This is a genomic window from Streptomyces sp. MH60 (assembly GCF_002939385.1).
In the GTDB taxonomy this organism is placed as follows: domain Bacteria; phylum Actinomycetota; class Actinomycetes; order Streptomycetales; family Streptomycetaceae; genus Streptomyces.
In genome coordinates this window covers 1-21,859 of the sequence record NZ_MULI01000080.1, presented here as the reverse complement: position 1 = coordinate 21,859, position 21,859 = coordinate 1, and the positions used below count along the sequence as shown (strand labels likewise).

Here is a 21,859-nt window from a genome sequence, read left to right as displayed (position 1 = left end):
GTGCGGGTTAACCCTCGGCAAAAGGACACGGGACGGCTGAAATCAGCGCCGCGACCCGTGCCGTCCCCGGCGCCGGGTCAGCCGCCCCAGCCCATCCGGCGGGACAGCTCGACCCCCGCCGCCAGGGTGCGCTCGGCCAGGTCGGGCAGCCGGTCCGGCGTCAGCCGGTAGACCGGGCCCGAGACGCTGATCGACGCGATCACCTTGCCGTCGTGGGACCGGACGGGGGCGGCGACGGCGGCCAGGCCGATCTCCAGCTCCTCCTGGGTGATCGCGTAGCCCTGCCCGGTCACGGTCTCCAGTTCCCCGCGCAGCACCGCCGCGCCGGTGACGGTGTGCTCGGTGAACCGGTGCAGCGGGCGGGCCAGCAGACCCTCGCGCAGCGTGGGCGGCAGATGGGCGAGCAGTACCTTGCCGCTGGCGGTGGCGTGCAGCGGGGTCCGCCGGCCGAGCCAGTTCTGCGCGGTCACCGAGGCGGTGCCGCGGGCCTGCATGACGTTGACCGCCGCGTCGTCGTCCAGGACCGCGATGTTCGCCGTCTCGCCCAGTTCGTCGGCGAGTTCGCGGCAGACGGGCACGCCCTCCTGCGAGATGTCCAGGCGTACCGCCGCCGCTCCCGCGAGGCGCAGCACGCCGGCGCCCAGGTAGTACTTGCCGCGCTCCTTCTCCTGAGCCACCAGGCCGCGGTTCTCCAGCACACCGAGCAGCCGGAAGGCCGTGGACTTGTGCACCTCCAGCTCGTCGGCGATCTCGGTGACGCCCGCCTCGCCGTGCCGGGCGAGGATCTCCAGCACGCTCACGGCGCGGTCCACCGACTGCACGGCGCTCGCCGCGCCCCTGCCGCCGCCCTGCTTGTTCGGCACGTGGTCCTCACCATGGTCGGGCTGCCTCTGTGTGCGGGTCATGGCTCAACTCTCATCACCTGACGGCCCGTGGGGACCGCGTCTGCGGGAAGCCCTTGACGCCACGGGCACCCGCCCCGGATTCTGTTGCGCATAGCGCTCTCCAGTGCGCCATGTGAAACATCATGTTACCGAAGCGTCCGGATCCCGGAAGGGTACGCGTCCCGCGGCCCGGCGGGACACGCGTTCCGGACCGAGAGGGGAGCACCATGATTCCCGTCTGCCGTCTCGAAGACCTTCCCCAGGGCGCGTCCGCCCGCATCGCGACGAATCCGCCGATCGCCGTCTTCCACACCGACGACGGTGATCTCCACGCCATCGACGACACCTGCAGCCACCAGGACGCCTCCCTGTCCGAGGGCTGGCTGGAGGGCTGCCTGGTCGAATGCCCGCTGCACGCCGCCTCGTTCGACCTGCGCACCGGCCGTCCCACCTGCCTCCCGGCCCGCCGGCCCGTGCGCACCCACCGGGTCACCGTCGACGACGGCGTCGTCCACGTCCATCTCGCCGCCGAGGAGGGAAGCGCCGCATGAGGACCGTGACCGTCGTCGGCGCCTCGCTGGCCGGCCTGTACGCCGCCCGGGAACTGCGGGCCCAGGGATTCGACGGCCGGCTGGTGATCGTCGGCGACGAACCGCACCGGCCCTACGACCGGCCGCCCCTGTCCAAGGAGTACCTCACCGGCCTGGCCGACGAGGAGCGGCTTGCGCTCACCGACGCCGAGGAGACCGCCGACCTGGACGCCGAGTGGCTGCTCGGCGTCCGCGCCCGGGGCCTGGACGCCCGCGGCCGTACCGTCCTGCTCGACGACGGCCGCACCGTCTCCACCGACGGCGTCGTCGTCGCCACCGGAGCCTCGGCCCGGCGCCTGACCGGGGACCGCCCGTCCGGCGACCGCCGGTCCGGCGTCCACACCCTGCGCACCCTGGACGACGCCCGCGCCCTGCGCGCCGAACTCACCCGCGGGCCACGCCGGGTGGTCGTCGTCGGCGGCGGGTTCATCGGCGCGGAGACCGCCTCCTCGTGCGCCGCCCTCGGGCACGAGGTCACCGTCGTCGAGGCCGCTCCGCTCCCGCTCGTGCCCCAGCTCGGGCCCGAACTGGCCGCGGTGTGCGCCGCACTGCACCGGCGCGGCGGCGTCGGGCTGGTCACCGGCGCCTCCGTGAGCGCACTGCGGGGCGGTGCGACCGTCACCGGGGTGGCCCTCACCGACGGCCGGACCCTGCCCGCCGAGGTGGTGATCGTCGGCGTCGGTGCCACGCCCAACACCGCCTGGCTGGCGGGCTCGGCCCTGGTCCTGAACGACGGCGTCCTGTGCGACGACGGCTGTGTCACCTCCCTGCCGCAGGTGGTCGCGGTCGGTGATGTGGCCAGCGTCGGCGGCACCCGCGCGGAGCACTGGACCTCCGCCACCCGTCAGCCCCGGGCCGCCGTGGCCAACCTGCTCGCCGGACGCACGGTGGAGAGCGCGCGGGCGGTGCCGTACTTCTGGTCCGACCAGTACGGCGCCCGCCTCCAGTTCGCCGGCCGACGACGGGCGGGCGACTCCGTCCGCGTCGTCGAGGGCGGGGTGAGCGATGGCGCTCCGGGCGAGGACGGTCTCCTCGCCCGCTATGAACGGAACGGCCGGACCACCGCCGTGCTCGCCGTGGACCGCCCCCGCTCCTTCATGAGGGCCCGGCGCGAACTCGCCGACGAGGCCGACCGGGTGCCGGTCTAGCCCGCGACCGGCGCCGTACGCGGGCCGCCGCCCGGCCGCTCAGGGATGCGACAGCTGTCCCGCGCCGCCCCGGCGGCCTATCCGCTCCTGGCCCCGCTCGGCGGCCCGGGCCTGACGCCTCGCCCGGCGACGCTCGCGGCGCATGGCCCGCGCGGTGCTGCTCGGCTCCGACACGACACCGTGCCGCTGGTTCCACACCTGTCGCGTCACCCACACGTCCAGTACGCCCCAGGTGGCCACCACCGTGCCCGCCACACTGGCGAGCACCATCGGGAACGCCAGCCAGGACTCCGCCAGCGTGCTCAGGAAGGCCACCATCGCCAGGATCAGCGTCACCGCGACGACCAGCACCGCGCGCACGGCCGCCGTACGCACCGGATCCGGCAGCCGGCGACGCCGCGCGGGCTCCTCGCGCCACAACGGCCGGTACGCCGACTGCCGCTCACTCGCCCGGGTCTCCCGCCCGGCCACCGGAACGTCGCGATCCGGCGCCTCGGGGACCGGTGCGGTCACCTCCGCCGCACCCTCGTCCGCGGGCGCCCCGCTCCGCCCCGCCGTGCCCATCAACATGTCACTCCCCACCGCCAGCAGACAGCTCGTCCGTGTCCGAAGACACGGCTCCCCTCTGGCTGCCCGGCTTGCGCTGCTTTACGCCGCCCGGGGGCGGGACGCGGCTCCTGTGGCCGATTCCGCCTCCATTTCCCGTAGTGAAGGACGAACGACGGGTCCCCAAGATTCCCGAGATTCCCCCGCAGTCGAATAATTTCGGCCAATCCGCCCGTCAAGCCGTCCCGACGGTCCCGCGTCCGCCCGTCGATCCCGGGAGGCAATCTCCCGCAATGACCGGACAACTGACCATCGCCGACCCCGGGCGCGGAAGTTCGGCCTCCGGACGGGTCTTCGAGTTACCTGTGGGTCAGTAGTAGGCTCGCGCCGTTTGTTGACGCACATGTGTACCCCCCGCCGGTGGGGGTCGAGCTGGGGGAGGCCATGCGCTTTCGCGGGAAGTCGATCCGCCGGAAGATCGTGGCGCTGCTCCTCGTGCCGCTGGTGTCCCTGACCGCGATCTGGGCCTTCGCCACGGTCCTGACGGGCCGTGAGGCGGCCCGGCTGTTCAGCGTCTCCACCGTCGTCGAGGAGATCGGCTACCCGATCGAGGACACCGTCCGCGTCCTCCAGCAGGAACGCCGCCAGACCCTCGTCCACCTCGCCGACCCCCGCGCCTCCGACGGGCTCGCCGCGCTGCAGCGCAGCCGCACCGCCACCGACGAGGCCGTCGCGGAGATCCGCCGCAACGCCGCCGACGCCGACGTGCGGGACGACCTCGGCCAGACCGGGGAAGAACGGCTCACCGCCGTACTGGACGCCTTCGACGGCCTCGGCTCCCTGCGCCGCAGCGTCGAGGACGGCACCGTCGACCGCGCCCAGGCCCTCGGCCTCTACAACCGCCTGGTCGACCCCTGCCACGACCTGCTCGCCAACCTCAACGTCGTCGACGACGTGGGCCTCGACAAGCAGTACCGCGCGCTCGTCAACGTCTCCCGCGCCCGCGAACTGCTCTCCCGCGAGGACGCCCTCCTCGGCTCCGCGCTGGTCACCGGGCGGCTCACCCGCACCGAGATCCGGGACGTCTCCGACCTCGTCGCGCAGCGCACCGTGATGTACGACATCAACCTGCCGCTGCTGCCCGCCACCGAACGCGGCCGCTACCAGCGCTTCTGGAAGAACGCCTCCTCCGCCCCCCTCCGGGTCGCCGAGCAGGCCGCCGTCTCCTCCGGCACCGGCACCGGCACGCCGAGCGGAGTCACCGCCCAGAGCTGGGACACCGCGGCCGGGAACGTCCTCAAGGAACTCGGCGACCTCGACGACGACGCCGCCGACCGCTACCAGGACCGTGTCGACCCGGTCGCCACCAGCACCATCGCCAAGGCCGTCGTCGCCGGAGCGCTCGGCCTGATCGCCCTGCTCTACTCCCTCTTCCTGTCCGTCCGCATCGGCCGTTCCCTCATCCGCGACCTCAAACAGCTGCGCCTGGACGCGCACGAGGCGTCCGGCGTCCGGCTGCCCAGCGTGATGCGCCGCCTGTCGGCGGGCGAGGAGGTCGACGTCGAGACCGAGGTGCCGCGCCTCGAGTACGACCGGAACGAGATCGGCGAGGTCGGCCAGGCCCTCAACACCCTCCAGCGGGCCGCCGTGGAGGCCGCCGTCAAACAGGCCGAACTCCGGGCGGGCGTCTCCGAGGTCTTCGTCAACCTCGCGCGCCGCAGCCAGGTGCTCCTGCACAAGCAGCTCACCCTGCTCGACACCATGGAACGCAGGACCGAGGACACCGAGGAACTCGCCGACCTGTTCCGCCTGGACCACCTGACCACCCGTATGCGCCGGCACGCCGAGGGCCTGGTCATCCTCTCCGGCGCCGCGCCCTCCCGGCAGTGGCGCAAGCCCGTCCAGCTCATGGACGTGGTGCGGGCCGCCGTCGCCGAGGTCGAGGACTACGAGCGCATCGAGGTCCGCAGGCTGCCGCGCGTCGCCGTCACCGGACCCGCGGTCGCCGACCTCACCCACCTGGTGGCCGAACTCCTGGAGAACGCCACGGTGTTCTCGCCGCCGCACACCGCGGTGCAGGTGCTGGGCGAGCGCGTCGCCAACGGCTTCACCCTGGAGATCCACGACCGCGGCCTCGGCATGGCCGCCGACGCCCTGCTCGACGCCAACCTCCGGCTGGCCGAGACACCCGAGTTCGAGCTGTCCGACACCGACCGGCTCGGCCTGTTCGTGGTCAGCCGGCTCGCCCAGCGGCAGAACGTCCGGGTCTCCCTGCAGCCCTCGCCGTACGGCGGCACCACCGCGGTCGTCTTCGTCCCCGACGCCCTGCTCAGCGACGACGCGCCGGACACCAACGGCGTCGGCTTCCGCCTCGACCGCCCCCAGCACGTCAAGGACGTCAAGGACAAGGAGCGGGAGGCGAGCCGTCGTTCCGCCCTCGCCCACGTGCCCGCACGGCTCCCTGAGCGCCCCGCCGCGCTGCTGGACGGCCCGGTCGAGCTGGAGGCGCCCGTCGACCTGGACGCCCCAGCGGATCGCGACGCCCCGACTCCCGTGCCGGTGACGAGCCGGCGGCCGAGGACGGAACCGAGGCGGACGCGCCGGTCGCGCTGCCCCGCCGCCGCACCCCCAAGCTGGTCAGCTCGCACGGGCGCCCCGTCCCCGAGCGGACCGCCCGGGACACCGCCGACGACCTCCCCGCACTGCCCGCCCGCCGCCGCGCGAAGGACACCGCCGACCGCACCGCCGAACGCGGTGGCGACGCGCCCTCCGCGCGCGAGGACACTCCGCCCGCGGACGCCGGGACCGGCGCGCTGCCCCGACGCGTACGGCAGGCCAGCCTGGCCCCGCAGCTCAGGCAGAGCCCCGAACCGGCCGCCGAGGACCGCTCCGACCCCGCCGACCGTGACGCCGACGAGGTGCGCAGCCGTATGGCCTCGCTCCAGCGCGGCTGGCAGCGCGGCCGCAAGGAGAACGCCACGGGTGACGATCCACCCGGCGGCACAGCACCATCAGCACCACGAGGAACGACTAAGGGGGACGGTCGATGACCGCACCGAAGGCGACCGGCCACACCGCGACCAAGTCCGGGGAGCTGAACTGGCTCCTCGACGACCTGGTGGACCGTGTCGCGAGCATCCGCAAGGCCGTCGTCCTGTCCGGGGACGGCCTGGCAACGGGCGTGTCCAAGGACCTGACCAGGGAGGACAGCGAGCACCTGGCCGCCGTGGCGTCCGGCTTCCACAGCCTCGCCAAGGGCGTGGGACGGCACTTCGAGGCGGGCAGCGTCCGGCAGACGGTCGTCGAACTCGACGACGCCTTCCTGTTCGTCACAGCCGCCGGCGACGGGAGCTGCCTGGCCGTCCTGTCCGACGCCGACTCGGACGTCGGACAGGTCGCCTACGAGATGACCCTGCTCGTCAAACGGGTCGGCGTGCACCTGGGCACCGCGCCGCGCACCGATCTGCCCTCGGGCGGGTAAGTGGGATGACATGAGCGCAGACGGTCAGGGAAGAAACCACTGGTTCGACGACGAGGCCGGCCCCGTCGTCCGTCCGTACGCCATGACGCGCGGCCGCACCAGCAGCGCGGCCCAGCACCGCCTCGACCTGATCGCGGTGGTCGTCACGGAACCCCACGCGGACGACCCCGAGGCGGACGTCACGCTCTCCCCGGAGCACGTGGACATCGTCGGCCTGTGCCGCGACACCCCGCAGTCGGTCGCCGAACTCGCCGCCGAACTCGACCTCCCCGTCGGGGTCGTGCGGGTCCTGGTCGGCGACCTCGTGGACATCGAACTCGTCCACGTCAACCGGCCCGTGCCCCCGGCCGAACTGCCGGACGAGAACATCCTGCGCGACGTGATCAACGGGCTGAGGGCACTGTGAGCCGGCCCCCGTCCAGGTCGGGCGGTTGCACGTTAAGGAGAAGAAACCGATGATCTTCGGGCGTTCCCAGCGCGGCAAGCCGCCGGTCGAGCCCGTCACCCTCAAGATCCTGGTGGCCGGCGGGTTCGGCGTGGGCAAGACCACCCTCGTCGGCGCGGTCAGCGAGATCAGGCCGCTGCGCACCGAGGAACTGCTCACCGAGGCCGGGCGGCCCGTCGACGACGTCAGCGGGGTGGAGGGCAAGCACACCACCACGGTCGCCATGGACTTCGGGCGGATCACCCTGCGCGAGGACCTGGTCCTGTACCTCTTCGGCACGCCCGGCCAGGAGCGGTTCTGGTTCATGTGGGACGAGCTGTCCGAGGGCGCGCTGGGCGCCGTCGTGCTGGCCGACACCCGGCGTCTGGAGGACTGCTTCGCCGCCGTCGACTACTTCGAGCGGCGCTCCATCCCGTTCGTGGTCGGCGTCAACCGCTTCGAGGGATCGGCGCGCTACCCGGCCGACACCGTCCGCCAGGCCCTCGACCTCGACGAGGACGTCCCCCTGGTGATGTGTGACGCCCGGGACCGTGAGTCCGTCAAGGAGGTCCTCATCGGCGTCGTCCAGCACGCGATGGCCCAGGCGGCGGACCGCCGCCGGGCCGTCACGACGTGAGCGGCCGCCGCCCGAAGCGTCAACTGCCGTCGCCGTCCTCCGTCCAGCCGAAGCTCTTCTCCACCGCTCTGCGCCAGTTGCGGTACTCGCGCTCGCGCACCGACGCCGCCATGACGGGCGTCCACTCGGCGTCCCGCCGCCAGTGCGCCCTGAGTTCGTCGAGGCCGCCCCACACACCGGTGGCCAGGCCCGCCGCGTAGGCGGCACCCAGGCAGGTCGTCTCGGAGACCCGGGGACGGATCACCGGCACGCCCAGCACGTCCGCCTGGTGCTGCATCAGCAGACCGTTCCCGGTCATGCCGCCGTCGACCTTCAGGGTCGTGATGCGCACCCCGGAGTCCTGGTACATGGCGTCCACGACCTCGCGGGTCTGCCAGCTCGTCGCCTCCAGCACCGCGCGCGCGAGGTGGGCCTTGGTGACGTAGCGGGTCAGGCCGGCGACGACGCCGCGTGCGTCGGAACGCCAGTACGGCGCGAACAGTCCGGAGAAGGCGGGCACGATGTACGCGCCCCCGCTGTCCGCCACGCTCGCGGCCAGCGCCTCGATCTCGTCGGCGTCGCGGATGATGCCGAGCTGGTCGCGGAACCACTGGACCAGCGCCCCGGTGACGGCGATCGACCCCTCCAGGCAGTACACGGGCGCCGCGTCCCCGATCTTGTAGCCCATCGTGGTCAGGAGCCCGTTCTTCGACGGGACGGGCCGGTCACCGGTGTTGAGGAGCAGGAAGCTGCCCGTGCCGTACGTGTTCTTGGCCGTGCCCACGTCGTAGCAGGCCTGCCCGAACACGGCCGCCTGCTGGTCCCCCAGGGCGGCGGCGACGGGCACGCCGGCGAGTTGGCCGACCGCGGTGCCGTACACCTCGGCGGAGGACCTGATCTCGGGGAGTACGGCCTCCGGGACGTTCATGGCGGACAGGACGGACGGGTCCCACTGGAGGGTCCTCAGGTCCATCAGCATGGTGCGCCCGGCGTTGGTCACGTCGGTGACGTGCCGTCCACCGTCGGTGCCGCCGGTGAGGTTCCAGATGAGCCAGGAGTCCATCGTCCCGAAGGCGATCTCACCGCGCTCGGCACGGGCCCTGAGACCGGGCACGTTGTCGAGCAGCCAGGCCACCTTCGGCCCGGAGAAGTAGCTGGCCAGCGGCAGGCCGGACGACTCGCGGAAACGGTCCTGCCCGTCCGTGCCGCCCAGCTGCCGGCACAGCGCGGCCGTCCGGGTGTCCTGCCAGACGATCGCATTGTGCACGGGCTTGCCGGTCGTGCGGTCCCACAGGACGGTCGTCTCGCGCTGGTTGGTGATGCCCAGCGCGCTGAGCCGGTCGGCGCCCAGCCCCGCCCTGGCGAGTGCTCCCGCGACCACCGCCTGCACCTTGGACCAGATCTCGGTGGCGTCGTGCTCCACCCACCCGGGCCTGGGGAAGATCTGGCGGTGCTCGCGCTGGTCGACGGCGACGATCGCGCCGTCCTGGTCGAAGACGATGCAGCGGCTGGAGGTGGTGCCCTGGTCGATCGCGGCGACGTACTTCGTGGCGTGGTCCGTCATGGCTGCCCCTCGGGCTGGGTGCGGAGGACTGCTGGGTGTGTGCTGGGGACCGCCGGGCGGCTGCCGAGGCGGCTCAGAAGGCCGCGTTGTAGACGAGCCCGGCGAGCCCTCCGCCGAGCAGCGGACCGGCCACGGGGATCCAGGCGTAACCCCAGTCGGACGTGCCCTTGTTCGGGATCGGCAGCAGGCTGTGCACGATGCGCGGACCGAGGTCGCGCGTCGGGTTGATGGCGTAGCCGGTCGGCCCGCCGAGGGAGAGGCCGATGCCGACGACGAGCAGGGACACGATCAGCACCAGCGTCCCGGACTCCCCGAGGCCCTCGGTGAGCCCGAACGCGAGGATCGGCAGCACGAGCGCGGCGGTCGCGATGATCTCCGTCACCAGGTTGGCGACCGGGTTCCGGATCTCGGGAACGGTCGAGAAGACACCCAGTGTCGGAACCGGTTCGTCCACCGCGCCCCCGGTCGTGCCGGCGTCGCGCACGTTGGCCTGGAACTGGGCGAAGTACGTGAGCCAGCACAGGACGGCGCCGAGCATCGCCCCGACGAACTGCCCCAGCACGTAGACCCAGACCTTGCCCCACTCGCCCGTGTCGACGGCGATCCCGAGCGTGACGGCGGGGTTGAGATGACCCCCGGACAGCGGGGCCGCGGTGTACGCGCCGGCCAGCACGCCGAATCCCCAGCCGAACGAGATCACCACCCATCCCGACGCCCGCGCCTTGCTGTACCTGAGCGTGACGGCGGCGCAGACACCCGCGCCGAAGAGGATGAGGATCGCGGTACCGATGACTTCGCCGACGAAGATGTCTCCGTTGCTCATGGCGGCTCCTAGGCCCTGGCCCGGGACGGTCGGCCCCGGTCCTCACGTGCGGGTGCGTTCCCATGGCGGCGTCCGCCGGAGGGGCGTGAGTGACGAGCGTGCCTGGCAGCCGAACCGCCCGTGGGGGAGGGCCTCGAAACATCGCAGACCCCGCGTGACGCGGCGCCGGAATGCGCCGGGATGTACGGCGATGTCGGCTGACACGGGAAGTGTCGACCGGAGCCCGGAGAGCGTCAAGGTGGCCGACCGCACGGGTTCCCGGAGCCCGGCTCCGCCCGGCGTACGGCGGTTGCGGTCGACCGCTCAGCCCGCCGGAGCCGTCGTCCGGTCCGTGCCGCGCCGGACCTCGTGACCCGGGGCGTCCGCCCGGCCCAGCACCCAACTCGCCCCGCGCAGCGCCTTCGCGGCCTTCTTCAACGGCGCCAGGCGGGCCGCCGCCCGCCGGTGGTCCGGCACGCTGCCCGGCGCGCACAGGACCGTCGCCAGGGACAGCGTCACGGGCCGTCCGCCGGCCGACCACGGTACGTCCAGCACCGAGGCGGCCAGCGGATCCAGTCCTTCCGGATCGGTGAGCACCAGGAAGTCGTCGCCGCCGATGTGCCCCACCCGGGTCTCCCCGGCCGCCGCCTGGAGCAGCGCCCGCCCCACCGCCCGGATCAGCTCGTCGCCCGCGGCGAAGCCGGCTCCGTCGTTGACCTGCTTGAAGCGGTCCACGTCGAGCCAGCTCAGCGCGAACGCCCGCCCGGCCGCGATGCGCCGGTCCACCTCGGCCGTGATCGCGTCCGAACCGGGCAGCCGCGTCAGCGGATTGAGCCCGGCCGCCTCCTCCACCCGGCTCTCCGCCAGCGCCCGCACCAGGTCCGCGAGCCGTACGACACCCACGCACCGCCCACGCGCGTCCACGACGGCCACATCGTCCGACGTACGGTCCGGGCCGCCCACGGCCACCACGTCCAGCACCTGCCAGGCCGTCGCGTCGACGCCCACCGTCCGCGGCGGGTCGCCGAGCTTGACGGCCGGCCGGTCGGCGTACAGGGCGTGCCCGTAGCGCCCCGACATCGACAGCAGGAAGCGGGAGCGGTGCACCGAGCGCACCGGAACCCCGTCCCGGTCCACGAGCAGCACCCCGGACACGTCCGGCGACCCGGTCAGCAGCGCCCGCACCCGCCCCGCCGAAGCCGTCGCCGGCAACAACGCGGCCGGCCGGACGAACTGCCGTACCGGCGGCCCCGACCGAGGCGCCGGCACGAGGCCGGGGGAGCCGGGCGGCACGTAGACGTCCACCGTGGGCAGCCGCGCGGGCGGCGCGAGCAGCTCGCCCTGCGCCAACTGCGCCCCGGCCGCCCGCGCGACGGCGTACTGCGCCTCCGTCTCCACGCCCTCGACGGCCAGCAGCGCCCCCGACTCCTCGCACAGCACCCGCATCGCCCGCACGGCCGCCGGCCGCGCCAACAGCGAGGCGTCGAGCTTCACCAGCTCCGGCGCCAGATCCGTCAGCAGCCGCAACGGCGCGTCCCCGTCACCGACCCCGTCCGCCGAGATCCGGAAGCCCTGCCGCCGCAGCACGGCCACGGCGTCGAGCAGGGCCCGCCGCGGCACGTGCGTGTAGGGCGGACACACGTCCAGCGTCACCTCCCACGGGAGCCGGCCCGCCTCGCGCACGGCGTCGTGCAGGGGCTGGAGCCCCCCGAGGTCGGCGAGCGTGCCCGCGAACACGTTGACGTGCAGCGGCAGCAGCGTCTCCCGGCGCACCGCCGCGCGCAGCGCCGACACCGCGAGCAGACCGTCGAGTTCGGGATCGCGGCGCGCCTCGGCGAGCACGTCGCCGGTCTCCGGCCGGGCCAGTATCTCCAGCGCCGCGACCCCGCCGGTCATCAGGTTGACCACCGGTTGGAAGGCGAAGCGGAGAGTGTCCGTCCAGGAGCGCACGGGAGCAGGATGGCGCGGCGGCCTCCCACCCGGGCCCAGTTCACGCGACGTTCACGCAGGATTCCGGCACGCTCACCCAGCGTCAGTCCGGCGTGTCGCGGGCCCGCCCCCTTCCCCCACGGAGCCCCACCCTGATAGATGCAGGGGACATGACACGACTCTCCACCGCGCTCCGCGGGCTGGTCACCACCTTCGCCGCCCTGCTCGCCGCCACCGCCCTCCCCGCCACGGCAGCCCCCGCCACCGCGCAGGCACGGCCCGAACCGAGGGCCCCGGAGGACTTCGTCGCCCTGCGGAGCGTCGACCCGACGATCATCGAGGAGATGCGCTACGTCACCGCCCACAACTTCGTCGGCGAGCGCGTCGACGGCTACCGGCAGCCCCTGTGCATCCTCACCCGGCCCGCGGCCGAGGCCCTCCACCGCGCCCAGACCCGGCTGCTGCGCCAGGGCTACTCCCTCAAGGTGTACGACTGCTACCGGCCCCAGCGCGCCGTCGACCACTTCGTGCGCTGGGCCGAAGACCTCGACGACCAGGACATGAAGGCCGAGTTCTACCCGGACGTCGACAAGACCCGCCTGTTCGCCGACGGCTACATCGCGGAGAAGTCCGGCCACAGCCGCGGCTCGACCATGGATCTCACCCTCGTGCGGCTCCCGGCCGGGCCCACCCGCCCGTACCACCCCGGACAGCCCCTGGTGCCCTGCTTCGCGCCGCAGGGCGAGCGCTTCCCGGACAACTCCGTCGACATGGGCACCGGCTACGACTGCTTCGACACCCGCTCGCACACCCTCGACCCCCGCATCCAGGGCGCGCAGCGCGCCAACCGGCTGCTGCTCAAGACCACCCTGGAGGACGCCGGCCTGGTGAACCTCCCCGAGGAGTGGTGGCACTTCACCTACCAGCCCGAGTCCTACCCGGACACCTACTTCGACTTCCCGGTCTCCGCGAAGTCGCTCGCCGGCCGCCGCTGACCGGCCTGCCGGAGCCGCCCCCTCCGCTGATCGGATACAGTCCGCCGCGTGTCCGAAAATGAAACCTCCGTTCCCAACTCCGCGCCCGACTCCCACTGTTCGAGCTGCGGATCGCCCTACGGAGAGGGCGTCTCCGGCTGGCCCCGCACGTGCCCCGCGTGCGGCACCGTGGCCTACCGCAACCCGCTGCCGGTCGCGGTGGCCCTCCAGCCCGTGTACGACACACAGGGCACCGCCCTGGTCGTCATCACCCGCACCGTGACCCCCGCGCGCGGAGGCGTAGCCCTGCCCGGCGGCTACGTCGACGACCGGGAGGACTGGCGACAGGCCGTCGTCCGCGAACTCAAGGAGGAGACGGGCATCGACGCGGCCGGCCGCGACGTACGGCTCGCCGACGCCATGAGCTCGCCCGACGGCCACCTGCTGCTCTTCGGGCTGCTGCCCGAGCGGCCGGCCGAGCAACTGCCGCCCTCCACCGCCACGGACGAGACCGAGGGACAGCACCTGCTGCGCAGGCCGGAAGAGCTCGCCTTCCCGCTCCACACCCGGGCCGTACGGGCCTTCTTCGAGGGCCGCTACATCTGAGCCGCGCGCTCGGCCAGCCCTCGGACGCGGACGGGGCAGGACGGCTCGCTCAGACCGTCCTCGCCCTCCCGCTCCACGACCACCCGATGCCCCTCCCAGCGGCACACGTACCGTTCGATCTCCGGTTCCGCCCAGCCGTCGCCCGCGTCCGGCACGACCAGCCCACCGCCGGTCCGCCCCCGCGCGGGCGCCCACACCTCGAGTTCCGGCGACCCGTCCTCCCCGCGCACCGGAACCACCGCTCCCGCGCGCGCGAACACCGGAATCCGCGCCCAGGGAGCGTCGACCAGCACCTGCGCCGGACCCTCGTACGCCCGCTCCGTCACCACGTCGTACCAGCGCCCCCGCGGCAACCGCACCGCACGCCGGTCCGCCCCGGCACTGAGCACCGGGGCCACCAGCAGACAGTCGCCCAGCAGGAAGGCGTCCTCGCAGTCCCGCAACGCCCGGTCCTCCGGCGCCTGCCACCACAGGGGACGCACGTACGGAGCACCCGTACGCCGGGCCAGATGCGCCAGCGTCACGAAGTACGGCAGCAGTCGCCGCCGCTCGACGAGCGCCACGCGCGCGTGCTCCAGCACCTCGGCCCCGAACTCCCACGGCTCCCGCCGCCCCGGCCCGCCGGAGGTGCGGAACAACGGCAGATGGGCGGCCAGCTGGAACCACCGCAGATAAAGCTCGGCCGACGGACTCCCGTCGGCCCCGCCCACCTCGGGACCCGCGTACGGCACCCCGCACAGCCCGAGCCCCAACACCTGCGCCAGCGACGCCCGCAACCCCGGCCAGCCCGCGGCCACGTCCCCGGACCGGACGCCGCCGTAGCGCTGCAAACCGGCCCACCCGGAACGGGAGACGACGAACGGCCGCTCGTCGGGCGTCAGCGCCCGCAGCCCCTCGTACCCGGCCCGCGCCATGCCCAACGCGTAGACGTTGTGCGCCTCCCGGTGGTCGCCGCCCCTGCCCTCCAGCGCGTGCCGGGCCGACCGCGGCAGCGTCGGCTCCCCGAAGGCGGCGAACGACGTGGGCGCGTCCAGGTCGTGCCAGACCCCGGCGAACCCCCGCCCGAGCCGCTCCTCGTAGAGCCCGCCCCACCACGCGCGCGCACCCGCGTGCGTAAAGTCCGGGAAGACCACGTCCCCGGGCCGCCCCACACCCCGCACGACCGCCCCGGTGGCGTCCCGCACGAACACGTCCGCGCGCGTCCCGCCGTCGTACACCGCGTCGCCGGGCGCGGCCGCGACCGCGGGCTCGACGGCCGACACCAGCCGGACGCCCTCCCTGCGCAGCTCCTCGGCGAGCACGGACAGCTTCGGGAACCGCTCCTCGTCGACCGTGAACACCCGCCGGCCGGCGCCGTGCCCGATGCCCAGATGCACCGCGTCCAGCGGCAGGCCGCGCTCCTGATGGCCGGCCACGACCCGCCTCAGGTCCTGCTCGTCGCCGACACCCGCCTGCGCGTGATGATGCCCGAGCGCCCACGCCGGCGGCAGCGCGGGCGCCCCGGTCAGCGACGCCCAGGCCAGCAGCACGCGCGCGGGGGTGCCCACCGTCACCCAGCACCGCAGCGGACCGCCGTCCATCCGCAGCACACTCCGCCCCGGCCGGTCGTGCCCCGACCCGGCTCCCTCCGCACCCTCCCGCAACGCCACCGTGCCGTCCCACGCGCTGTCGTGGAAGACCAGGTGGGTCCCCGCGTCCGCCACCACCAGCTGCACCGGCATCGTGACCGACGACGCGTCCTCGTCGGCGGCGAACGGCAGGCCGGGACCGGCGTTCCACAGCCGGTACGTACCGTTGCGCAGCCGGGGCCCGGCGGACCGCCCGCCGAGCCCGAAGAACCGGGCGTCGGCCGCCACCTCGGACCGCTGCGTCCAGCGCGCGGGACCGCCGTCGACCGGCTCCCACCAGCGGGGCGGCAGCTCACGGCGCAGCACCACACCCCCCGGCGTACGCACCTCGACCGCGCCGTGCCGGGACACGGCCACCGTCGCCCGCTCCGCCACCACCCGCCAGCCGCCGTCCTTGTCCGGCTCCAGCACCGCCCGCGGATCAGCCTCCGGACAACGGCCCGCCAACGCGTACGAAGGCTCCGGCCCCGCCCCGTCCCAGCCCCAGAACACGGCTCCGTTCACCGCCACGAGGATGCGCAGCTCTGAGCGCTCGAACCGGACCACACCACCCCCGGGCCCCGGCTCCACCTCCCGCATCGGACCCGGCACCCGCGCCCGCTCCGCACCGCGCGGCGGCAGCCCCGCCGCATCGGCACGCCGCCTGCGCCACGCCGCCCGAACCGTACGCAACCCCTGCGCCATGCCCGCGGAACCGACCGTCTTCATCGAACGCACCAGGTCACGACCGTCCATGCTGCTCACCCTGCCATCGACCAGCGCGCACAGAGGCGTCGTTCAACTGCCGTTCACCCGTGACCGGACCACATCTTCATGTCACCGACTATGTGGGGCGCGCCCTGGTGCGGAAGTCGATCACATGGCATCGTCCCTGTCAGCCGCGTCACGCGCACACCCCAGCCCGTGCGCGGAGGACGCACACGACGCGCACAGTCCGGGAGCCGCCCCATGCCGACCGAGAACCCCCAGCCGCTCTGGCAGCCGGATGCAGGACGCATCGCCCAGGCACGCATCACCAGGTTCCAGACCTGGGCGGCCGAGCACCACGGAGCCCCCACCGAGGGCGGGTACGCCGCCCTGCACCGCTGGTCCGTCGACGACCTGGAGACCTTCTGGAAAGCCGTCACGGAGTGGTTCGACGTCCACTTCTCGACCCCCTACGCGCGCGTGCTGGGCGACCGCTCGATGCCCGGCGCCCAGTGGTTCCCCGGCGCCACACTGAACTACGCCGAACACGCCCTGCGCGCGGCCGCCACCCGCGCGGACGAACCGGCCCTCCTGTACGTCGACGAGACCCACGAGCCGACCCCCGTCACCTGGGCCGAACTGCGCCGCCAGGTCGGCTCCCTCGCCGCCGAACTGCGCGCCCTCGGCGTACGCCCCGGCGACCGCGTCAGCGGCTACCTCCCGAACATCCCGCAGGCCGTGGTCGCCCTCCTGGCCACCGCCGCCGTGGGCGGGGTCTGGACCTCCTGCGCGCCCGACTTCGGCGCCCGCAGCGTCCTGGACCGCTTCCAGCAGGTCGAACCGGTCGTCCTGTTCACCGTCGACGGCTACCGCTACGGCGGCAAGGAACACGACCGCCGCGACACCGTCGCCGAACTGCGCCGGGAACTGCCCACCCTGCGCGCGGTGATCCACATCCCGCTCCTCGGCACCGAGGCCCCGGACGGCGCCCTGGAATGGGACACCCTGACGGCCGGCGACACGGAGCCCGCCTTCGAGCAGGTGCCCTTCGACCATCCCCTGTGGGTGCTCTACTCCTCCGGCACCACCGGCCTGCCCAAGGCCATCGTCCAGTCCCAGGGCGGCATCCTGGTCGAACACCTCAAACAGCTCGGCCTGCACTGCGACCTCGGCCCCGAGGACCGCTTCTTCTGGTACACCTCGACCGGCTGGATGATGTGGAACTTCCTCGTCTCCGGCCTGCTCACCGGCACCACGATCGTCCTCTACGACGGCAGCCCCGGCTTCCCGGCCACCGACGCCCAGTGGCGCATCGCGGAACGCACCGGTGCCACCCTCTTCGGCACCTCCGCCGCCTATGTCATGGCCTGCCGCAAGGCCGAGGTCCACCCGGCCCGCGACCTGGACCTCTCCGCCGTCCAGTGCGTCGCCACCACCGGCTCCCCGCTCCCGCCCGACGGCTTCCGCTGGCTGCACGACGAGTTCGCCGCGAGCGGCGCCGACCTGTGGATCGCCTCCGTCAGCGGCGGCACCGACGTCTGCTCCTGCTTCGCGGGCGCCGTCCCCACCCTCCCCGTGCACATCGGTGAACTCCAGGCCCCCGGCCTCGGCACCGACCTCCAGTCCTGGGACCCGAGCGGTGACCCCCTCACCGACGAGGTCGGCGAGCTGGTCGTCGCCAAGCCCATGCCCTCGATGCCGATCCGCTTCTGGAACGACCCCGACGGCAGCCGCTACCACGACAGCTACTTCGACACCTACCCCGGCGTCTGGCGGCACGGCGACTGGATCACCCTCACCTCACGCGGCTCCGTCGTCATCCACGGACGCTCCGACTCCACCCTCAACCGGCAGGGCGTCCGCATGGGCTCGGCCGACATCTACGAAGCCGTCGAGCGACTCCCCGAGATCAGGGAATCCCTCGTCATCGGCATCGAACAGCCCGACGGCGGTTACTGGATGCCCCTCTTCGTGCACCTCGCACCCGGGGCCGCCCTCGACGACGCCCTCCTCGACCGCATCAAGCAGACCATCCGCGCCAACCTGTCCCCGCGCCACGTCCCCGACGAGGTCATCGAGGTGCCCGGCATCCCGCACACCCTCACCGGCAAACGCATCGAGGTCCCGGTCAAGCGCCTCCTCCAGGGCACCCCGCTGGACAAGGCCGTCAACCCCGGCTCCATCGACAACGTCGACCTGCTCCACTTCTACGAGGACCTCGCCCGCAAACGCTCCTGACCAGCACACCGACGAGCCGGCCGCCCCGGGCGGTGGCCGGCTCCCCGCGCCCGCCCGACGCCGTTGTCAGTGCCTCCGATTACTGTGAGTGAGCATTGATCGACCGTGCACAGGGGGAAACATGGCGCACACCGACCAGACCGACCACACCATGCGACGCGTGCTGCGCCGCGAGATCGCGGGCACCATCGGACTGCTCACCGACGAACACGACTTCCGCGCCATGCGGCGCTACCGCAGCTTCACCTTCCACGACCACGCCGCCTACCTCCACCAGGTAGAGGCCCTCCTCAGGGCCCGCGCGGCACAGGGCACCCACACCACGGTCGCGCTCTTCGACCCGGAGGAGTACGCCGCCTTCTGCACGGCGGCGGGTCTCGACGCCGACGCCTCCGCCAGCCGCGCCCGCTTCACCGCCGAACTCGCCACCCACGGCCCCACCGTGCCCTACGAGGGCCAGCCCCTCACCGACCTGCTCCCCGCCCTCGTCGACGAAGCCGTCCGCCAGGCCACCTGGGAGTACACGTCGAGCGTGCTCGCCCGCCTCGGCAGCTGCGCCACCTGCGGCGAGGACCTCGGCCGGGCCGCCTTCACCCGGGCCTCCCGCCTCCTGGGCCGCGTCCTCGAAACGGCCCCACCGGGCAGCCGACACCTGGTCTGCAGCGTCTCCGGCCACCCGGACGAAACCCTGGTCTCCGCCCTCCTCGTCGACGAGGAGACCGACGGCACCCCGCACTTCGACGAGGCCGAGGCCCTGGAGTTCACCAGCGTCCTCGCCCTCGGCCTGGCCACCCACAGCCCCGGCGGACTCGTGATGCGCGTCAGCCCACCGAACGGCCCCGACCGCATCCACGGCTGGCGCCTGCGGGGATACGGCCTCCAACCGCTCACCGCCGCCGAGGTCTTCGACGCCTACTGCACCGACGTCGAGTCCGGCGACCTCGTCTCCCCGGAATCCAACGTCGACTACTGCGCCCCGCCCGACCTCGGAGACGACCACCTGCCACCGGGACACCACCACTGAACGCGTGCGGGGCGCCCCACCCGAAGATGGAACGCCCCGCACCGCGGCGACCACGGCAACCGCACCCGGCCCCTACTCGCCGGACAGCACCGCCTGCGCGGCGGTCCGCGCCTCCTCGGCACTGTCCGCCGCCCGGGCGGCAGCCGCGGCACGCTCGCACTGCGCCAGCGTGAACTTCGCCAGCGTCGCCCGCACATACGGCAGCGACGCCGCACCCATCGACAGGGAGGTGACACCGAGACCGGTCAGCACACACGCAAGCAGCGGATCCGAAGCGGCCTCACCGCAGACACCACAGCTCTTGCCCTCGGCCTTCGCCGCCTCGGCCGACAGCGCGACCAGGTCGAGCAGCGCCGGCTGCCAGGGGTCCTGCAGCCGGGACACCGCGCCCACCTGACGGTCGGCGGCGAAGGTGTACTGCGCGAGGTCGTTCGTCCCCAGCGACAGGAACTCGACCTCCTGCAGCACCGAGCGCGCCCGCAGCGCGGCCGAGGGAATCTCCACCATCGCGCCGAACTTCGCCCGCAGCCCGGCCTCCCGGCAGGCGTCGGCGAACGCCTTGGCATCGGCCCGGTCCGCCACCATCGGCGCCATGACCTCAAGGTAGACCGGCAGCCCCTCCGCCGCCTTCGCCAGCGCCGTCAGCTGCGTACGCAGCACGTCCGGGTGGTCGAGCAGCGTCCGCAGGCCCCGCACCCCGAGCGCGGGGTTCGGCTCGTCACCCGGGGTGAGGAAGGCCAGCGGCTTGTCCGCACCGGCGTCCAGCACCCGTACGACGACCCGGCCCTCCGGGAACGCCTCCAGGACCTGGCGGTAGGCGGTGACCTGCTTCTCCTCCGACGGAGCGTTCTCACTGTCGTCGAGGAAGAGGAACTCGGTCCGGAACAGACCGACACCCTCCGCGCCCGCCTCGACCGCCGCGGGTACGTCGGCGGGACCACCGATGTTCGCCAGCAGCGGCACCTTGTGACCGTCCGAGGTCGCACCCGGCCCGGTCGCGGCGGCGAGCGCGGCCTTGCGCTCGGCGGCCTCGGCCGTCAGCCGTGCCTTCTTCTCCTCACCGGGATTCACGAAGATCTCCCCGGTGCTGCCGTCGACGGCGACGACGGTCCCCTCGGGAAGCTCGCCGGCGCCCGGCAGGGCCACCACGGCGGGCACGCCGAGTGCCCGCGCGAGAATCGCGCTGTGACTGGTCGGCCCACCCTCCTCGGTGACGAAACCCAGTACGAGCGTCGGGTCGAGCAGCGCGGTGTCGGCCGGCGCCAGATCCCGCGCGATGAGAACGTACGGCTCGTCGCTGTCCGGGACACCCGGCATCGGCACCCCGAGCAGACGGGCGACGATACGATTCCGCACATCGTCGAGGTCCGCCACGCGGCCGGCCAGGTACTCACCGGCACCGGCCAGCAGGGCACGGTACGCCGCGAAGGCGTCGTACACGGCGCGCTCGGCGGTGCTGCCGACGGTGATCCGCCGCTCCACGTCGGCCATCAGCTCGGGGTCCTGGGCCATCATGGCCTGCGCCTCGAGCACGGCCTGGGCCTCGCCCCCGGCCAGATTGCCGCGCGCCATCAGATCGGCCGCCACAGCTTCCACGGCCTTGCGGGCGCGCCCCTGCTCACGCTCCGCGTCCTCGGCCGGAATCTGCTTCGCCGGCGGTTCCAGGACCGCCGTCCCCATGTGCCGAACCTCGCCGATCGCCACACCGTGACTCACGCCGACGCCTCGCAGCGTTGTCTCCATCTCACCCGTCCCGATCATGCGGCGGGTCCCGCCGCCGCGGTGGTTGTCCTACCAGCCGTCGATGCCGCCGTGTGACGGCACGGACGTCACTTCCAGAGGAAGAGGCTCTCGCCGGCCTTCACGTCGCCGTCCTCACGGAGGTCGGTGAGCGCCTCGGCGGTGGCCTCCAGGGCCACGATCGGGCAGACCGGAGACTTGCCCGCGGCCTCGACCGCGGCCGGGTCCCAGCGCACCACGCCCTGACCGCGCACGACGGTGTCGCCCTTGTTCACGAGCAGCTCGAAGCCCTCGCCGTTGAGCTGCACGGTGTCGATGCCGAGATGGGTCAGGACACCGTGCCCGCTCTCGTCGACGACGACGAAGGCGTGCGGGTGCAGGGAAACGATGACGCCGTCGACCGGGGCCACCGCTTCGGAGGGCTCCCGTACGGGGTCGATGGCGGTGCCCGGGCCGACCATGGCCCCGGAGAAGACGGGATCGGGCACAGCGGCCAGGCCGATGGCGCGTCCTGCGAGCGGGGACGAGACGGTGGTCATGGGAAGCCTCCCAGGGCGGAGATCTGTACGGGCCGTCACTGCCTGTCCCGGACGGCACACTGAGCAGCAGGGTATGTCATAGGAAGTGCCGGTTCCGCACGAGTGTTCCGATAAGAGGTCTAGACCACACTCCTCACGGATTTGCACCCGTTCTGCGGCCCGGTGTACAGTCGTTAGTCCTGCCTGAGGTTGAGCGATGCGCAGCAAGGCGTCCTCGCCCCGGCAGTACCCAACTCATCAGATCCTATCGCTGGATCACCTTCTGCATGTCCGCAGGACGGTGGTCAGAAGCACCGGGAAAGCCTGATAGTGTTGGAAACACCGAAGGGAAGCGCCCGGAGGAAAGCCCGCGAGAGTATCTCGGGTGAGTACAAAGGAAGCGTCCGTTCCTTGAGAACTCAACAGCGTGCCAAAAGTCAACGCCAGATATGTTGATACC

At 73.0% G+C, this 21,859-nt stretch carries 17 protein-coding genes and 1 pseudogene; 10 read left to right on the top strand and 8 right to left on the bottom strand.

The window, feature by feature from the left end; all coding sequences use genetic code 11:
• Positions 1-77: 77 nt before the first annotated feature.
• The gene (locus BZZ08_RS32120; protein WP_104635726.1) at positions 78-821 is read right to left on the bottom strand and encodes an IclR family transcriptional regulator domain-containing protein; all 744 of its coding nucleotides are present in this window, start codon (positions 819-821) and stop codon (positions 78-80) included.
• A 290-nt stretch (positions 822-1,111) separates the two neighbouring features.
• Between BZZ08_RS32120 and BZZ08_RS32115 the strand changes: the two genes are divergently transcribed.
• Positions 1,112-1,435, top strand: coding sequence for a bifunctional 3-phenylpropionate/cinnamic acid dioxygenase ferredoxin subunit (locus BZZ08_RS32115; RefSeq protein ID WP_104635719.1), 324 nt, complete (start codon positions 1,112-1,114; stop codon positions 1,433-1,435).
• Positions 1,432-2,622, top strand: a complete 1,191-nt coding sequence (locus BZZ08_RS32110; RefSeq protein WP_198601814.1) for an NAD(P)/FAD-dependent oxidoreductase — start codon at positions 1,432-1,434, stop codon at positions 2,620-2,622. Before BZZ08_RS32115 ends, BZZ08_RS32110 begins: the two co-directional genes overlap by 4 nt.
• 39 nt (positions 2,623-2,661) lie before the next feature.
• Here BZZ08_RS32110 and BZZ08_RS32105 read toward each other — a convergent pair whose 3' ends face one another.
• Complete coding sequence (locus BZZ08_RS32105; protein ID WP_104635718.1) at positions 2,662-3,192, bottom strand: hypothetical protein; 531 nt, start codon at positions 3,190-3,192, stop codon at positions 2,662-2,664.
• Positions 3,193-3,612: 420 nt separating this feature from the next.
• On the opposite strand from BZZ08_RS32105, the pseudogene BZZ08_RS32095 reads away from it, so the two are divergent.
• The 4 genes and pseudogenes from BZZ08_RS32095 to BZZ08_RS32080 all read left to right on the top strand — a co-directional run bounded on the left by BZZ08_RS32095 (position 3,613) and on the right by BZZ08_RS32080 (position 7,710).
• Positions 3,613-6,218 (top strand): annotated as a pseudogene (locus BZZ08_RS32095) (nitrate- and nitrite sensing domain-containing protein).
• Complete coding sequence (locus tag BZZ08_RS32090; protein WP_076973433.1) at positions 6,215-6,649, top strand: roadblock/LC7 domain-containing protein; 435 nt, start codon at positions 6,215-6,217, stop codon at positions 6,647-6,649. The pseudogene BZZ08_RS32095 and the gene BZZ08_RS32090 overlap by 4 nt, the downstream one beginning before the upstream one ends.
• Positions 6,650-6,659: 10 nt before the next feature.
• A complete protein-coding gene (locus BZZ08_RS32085; protein WP_104635716.1) occupies positions 6,660-7,055 on the top strand; it encodes a DUF742 domain-containing protein in 396 nt (131 codons plus the stop codon).
• Positions 7,056-7,104: 49 nt separating this feature from the next.
• Complete coding sequence (locus BZZ08_RS32080; protein ID WP_104635715.1) at positions 7,105-7,710, top strand: GTP-binding protein; 606 nt, start codon at positions 7,105-7,107, stop codon at positions 7,708-7,710.
• A 19-nt stretch (positions 7,711-7,729) separates the two neighbouring features.
• On the opposite strand, the gene glpK is transcribed toward BZZ08_RS32080, so the two are convergent.
• The 3 genes from glpK to BZZ08_RS32065 all read right to left on the bottom strand — a co-directional run bounded on the left by glpK (position 7,730) and on the right by BZZ08_RS32065 (position 12,005).
• Positions 7,730-9,253 carry a glycerol kinase GlpK gene (gene glpK, locus BZZ08_RS32075; RefSeq protein WP_104635714.1) on the bottom strand — a complete coding sequence of 508 codons (1,524 nt, stop codon included), beginning with the start codon at positions 9,251-9,253 and terminating at the stop codon, positions 7,730-7,732.
• 73 nt (positions 9,254-9,326) lie between these two features.
• A complete protein-coding gene (locus BZZ08_RS32070; protein ID WP_104635713.1) occupies positions 9,327-10,076 on the bottom strand; it encodes an MIP/aquaporin family protein in 750 nt (249 codons plus the stop codon).
• Between the two features lie 303 nt (positions 10,077-10,379).
• Entirely contained in the window at positions 10,380-12,005 is a 1,626-nt protein-coding gene (locus BZZ08_RS32065; protein WP_104635712.1) for a GGDEF domain-containing protein, read from the bottom strand.
• A gap of 149 nt (positions 12,006-12,154) precedes the next feature.
• On the opposite strand from BZZ08_RS32065, the gene BZZ08_RS32060 reads away from it, so the two are divergent.
• Both BZZ08_RS32060 and BZZ08_RS32055 read left to right on the top strand, forming a co-directional pair.
• Positions 12,155-12,979 carry a M15 family metallopeptidase gene (locus BZZ08_RS32060; protein WP_104635711.1) on the top strand — a complete coding sequence of 275 codons (825 nt, stop codon included), beginning with the start codon at positions 12,155-12,157 and terminating at the stop codon, positions 12,977-12,979.
• 48 nt (positions 12,980-13,027) lie between these two features.
• Positions 13,028-13,564 carry an NUDIX domain-containing protein gene (locus BZZ08_RS32055; protein WP_104635710.1) on the top strand — a complete coding sequence of 179 codons (537 nt, stop codon included), beginning with the start codon at positions 13,028-13,030 and terminating at the stop codon, positions 13,562-13,564.
• Here the strand turns inward: BZZ08_RS32055 and BZZ08_RS32050 are convergent.
• Complete coding sequence (locus BZZ08_RS32050; RefSeq protein ID WP_104635709.1) at positions 13,555-15,927, bottom strand: glycoside hydrolase family 31 protein; 2,373 nt, start codon at positions 15,925-15,927, stop codon at positions 13,555-13,557. The genes BZZ08_RS32055 and BZZ08_RS32050 overlap by 10 nt on opposite strands.
• Positions 15,928-16,140: 213 nt before the next feature.
• Between BZZ08_RS32050 and BZZ08_RS32045 the strand changes: the two genes are divergently transcribed.
• Both BZZ08_RS32045 and BZZ08_RS32040 read left to right on the top strand, forming a co-directional pair.
• The gene (locus BZZ08_RS32045; protein ID WP_104635708.1) at positions 16,141-18,117 is read left to right on the top strand and encodes an acetoacetate--CoA ligase; all 1,977 of its coding nucleotides are present in this window, start codon (positions 16,141-16,143) and stop codon (positions 18,115-18,117) included.
• A gap of 121 nt (positions 18,118-18,238) precedes the next feature.
• Positions 18,239-19,141, top strand: a complete 903-nt coding sequence (locus BZZ08_RS32040; protein WP_104635707.1) for a hypothetical protein — start codon at positions 18,239-18,241, stop codon at positions 19,139-19,141.
• 72 nt (positions 19,142-19,213) lie between these two features.
• Here the strand turns inward: BZZ08_RS32040 and ptsP are convergent, their stop codons facing one another.
• Entirely contained in the window at positions 19,214-20,884 is a 1,671-nt protein-coding gene (ptsP, locus tag BZZ08_RS32035; RefSeq protein WP_104635724.1) for a phosphoenolpyruvate--protein phosphotransferase, read from the bottom strand.
• A gap of 86 nt (positions 20,885-20,970) precedes the next feature.
• A complete protein-coding gene (locus BZZ08_RS32030; protein WP_104635706.1) occupies positions 20,971-21,420 on the bottom strand; it encodes a PTS sugar transporter subunit IIA in 450 nt (149 codons plus the stop codon).
• Positions 21,421-21,859 lie beyond the last annotated feature (439 nt).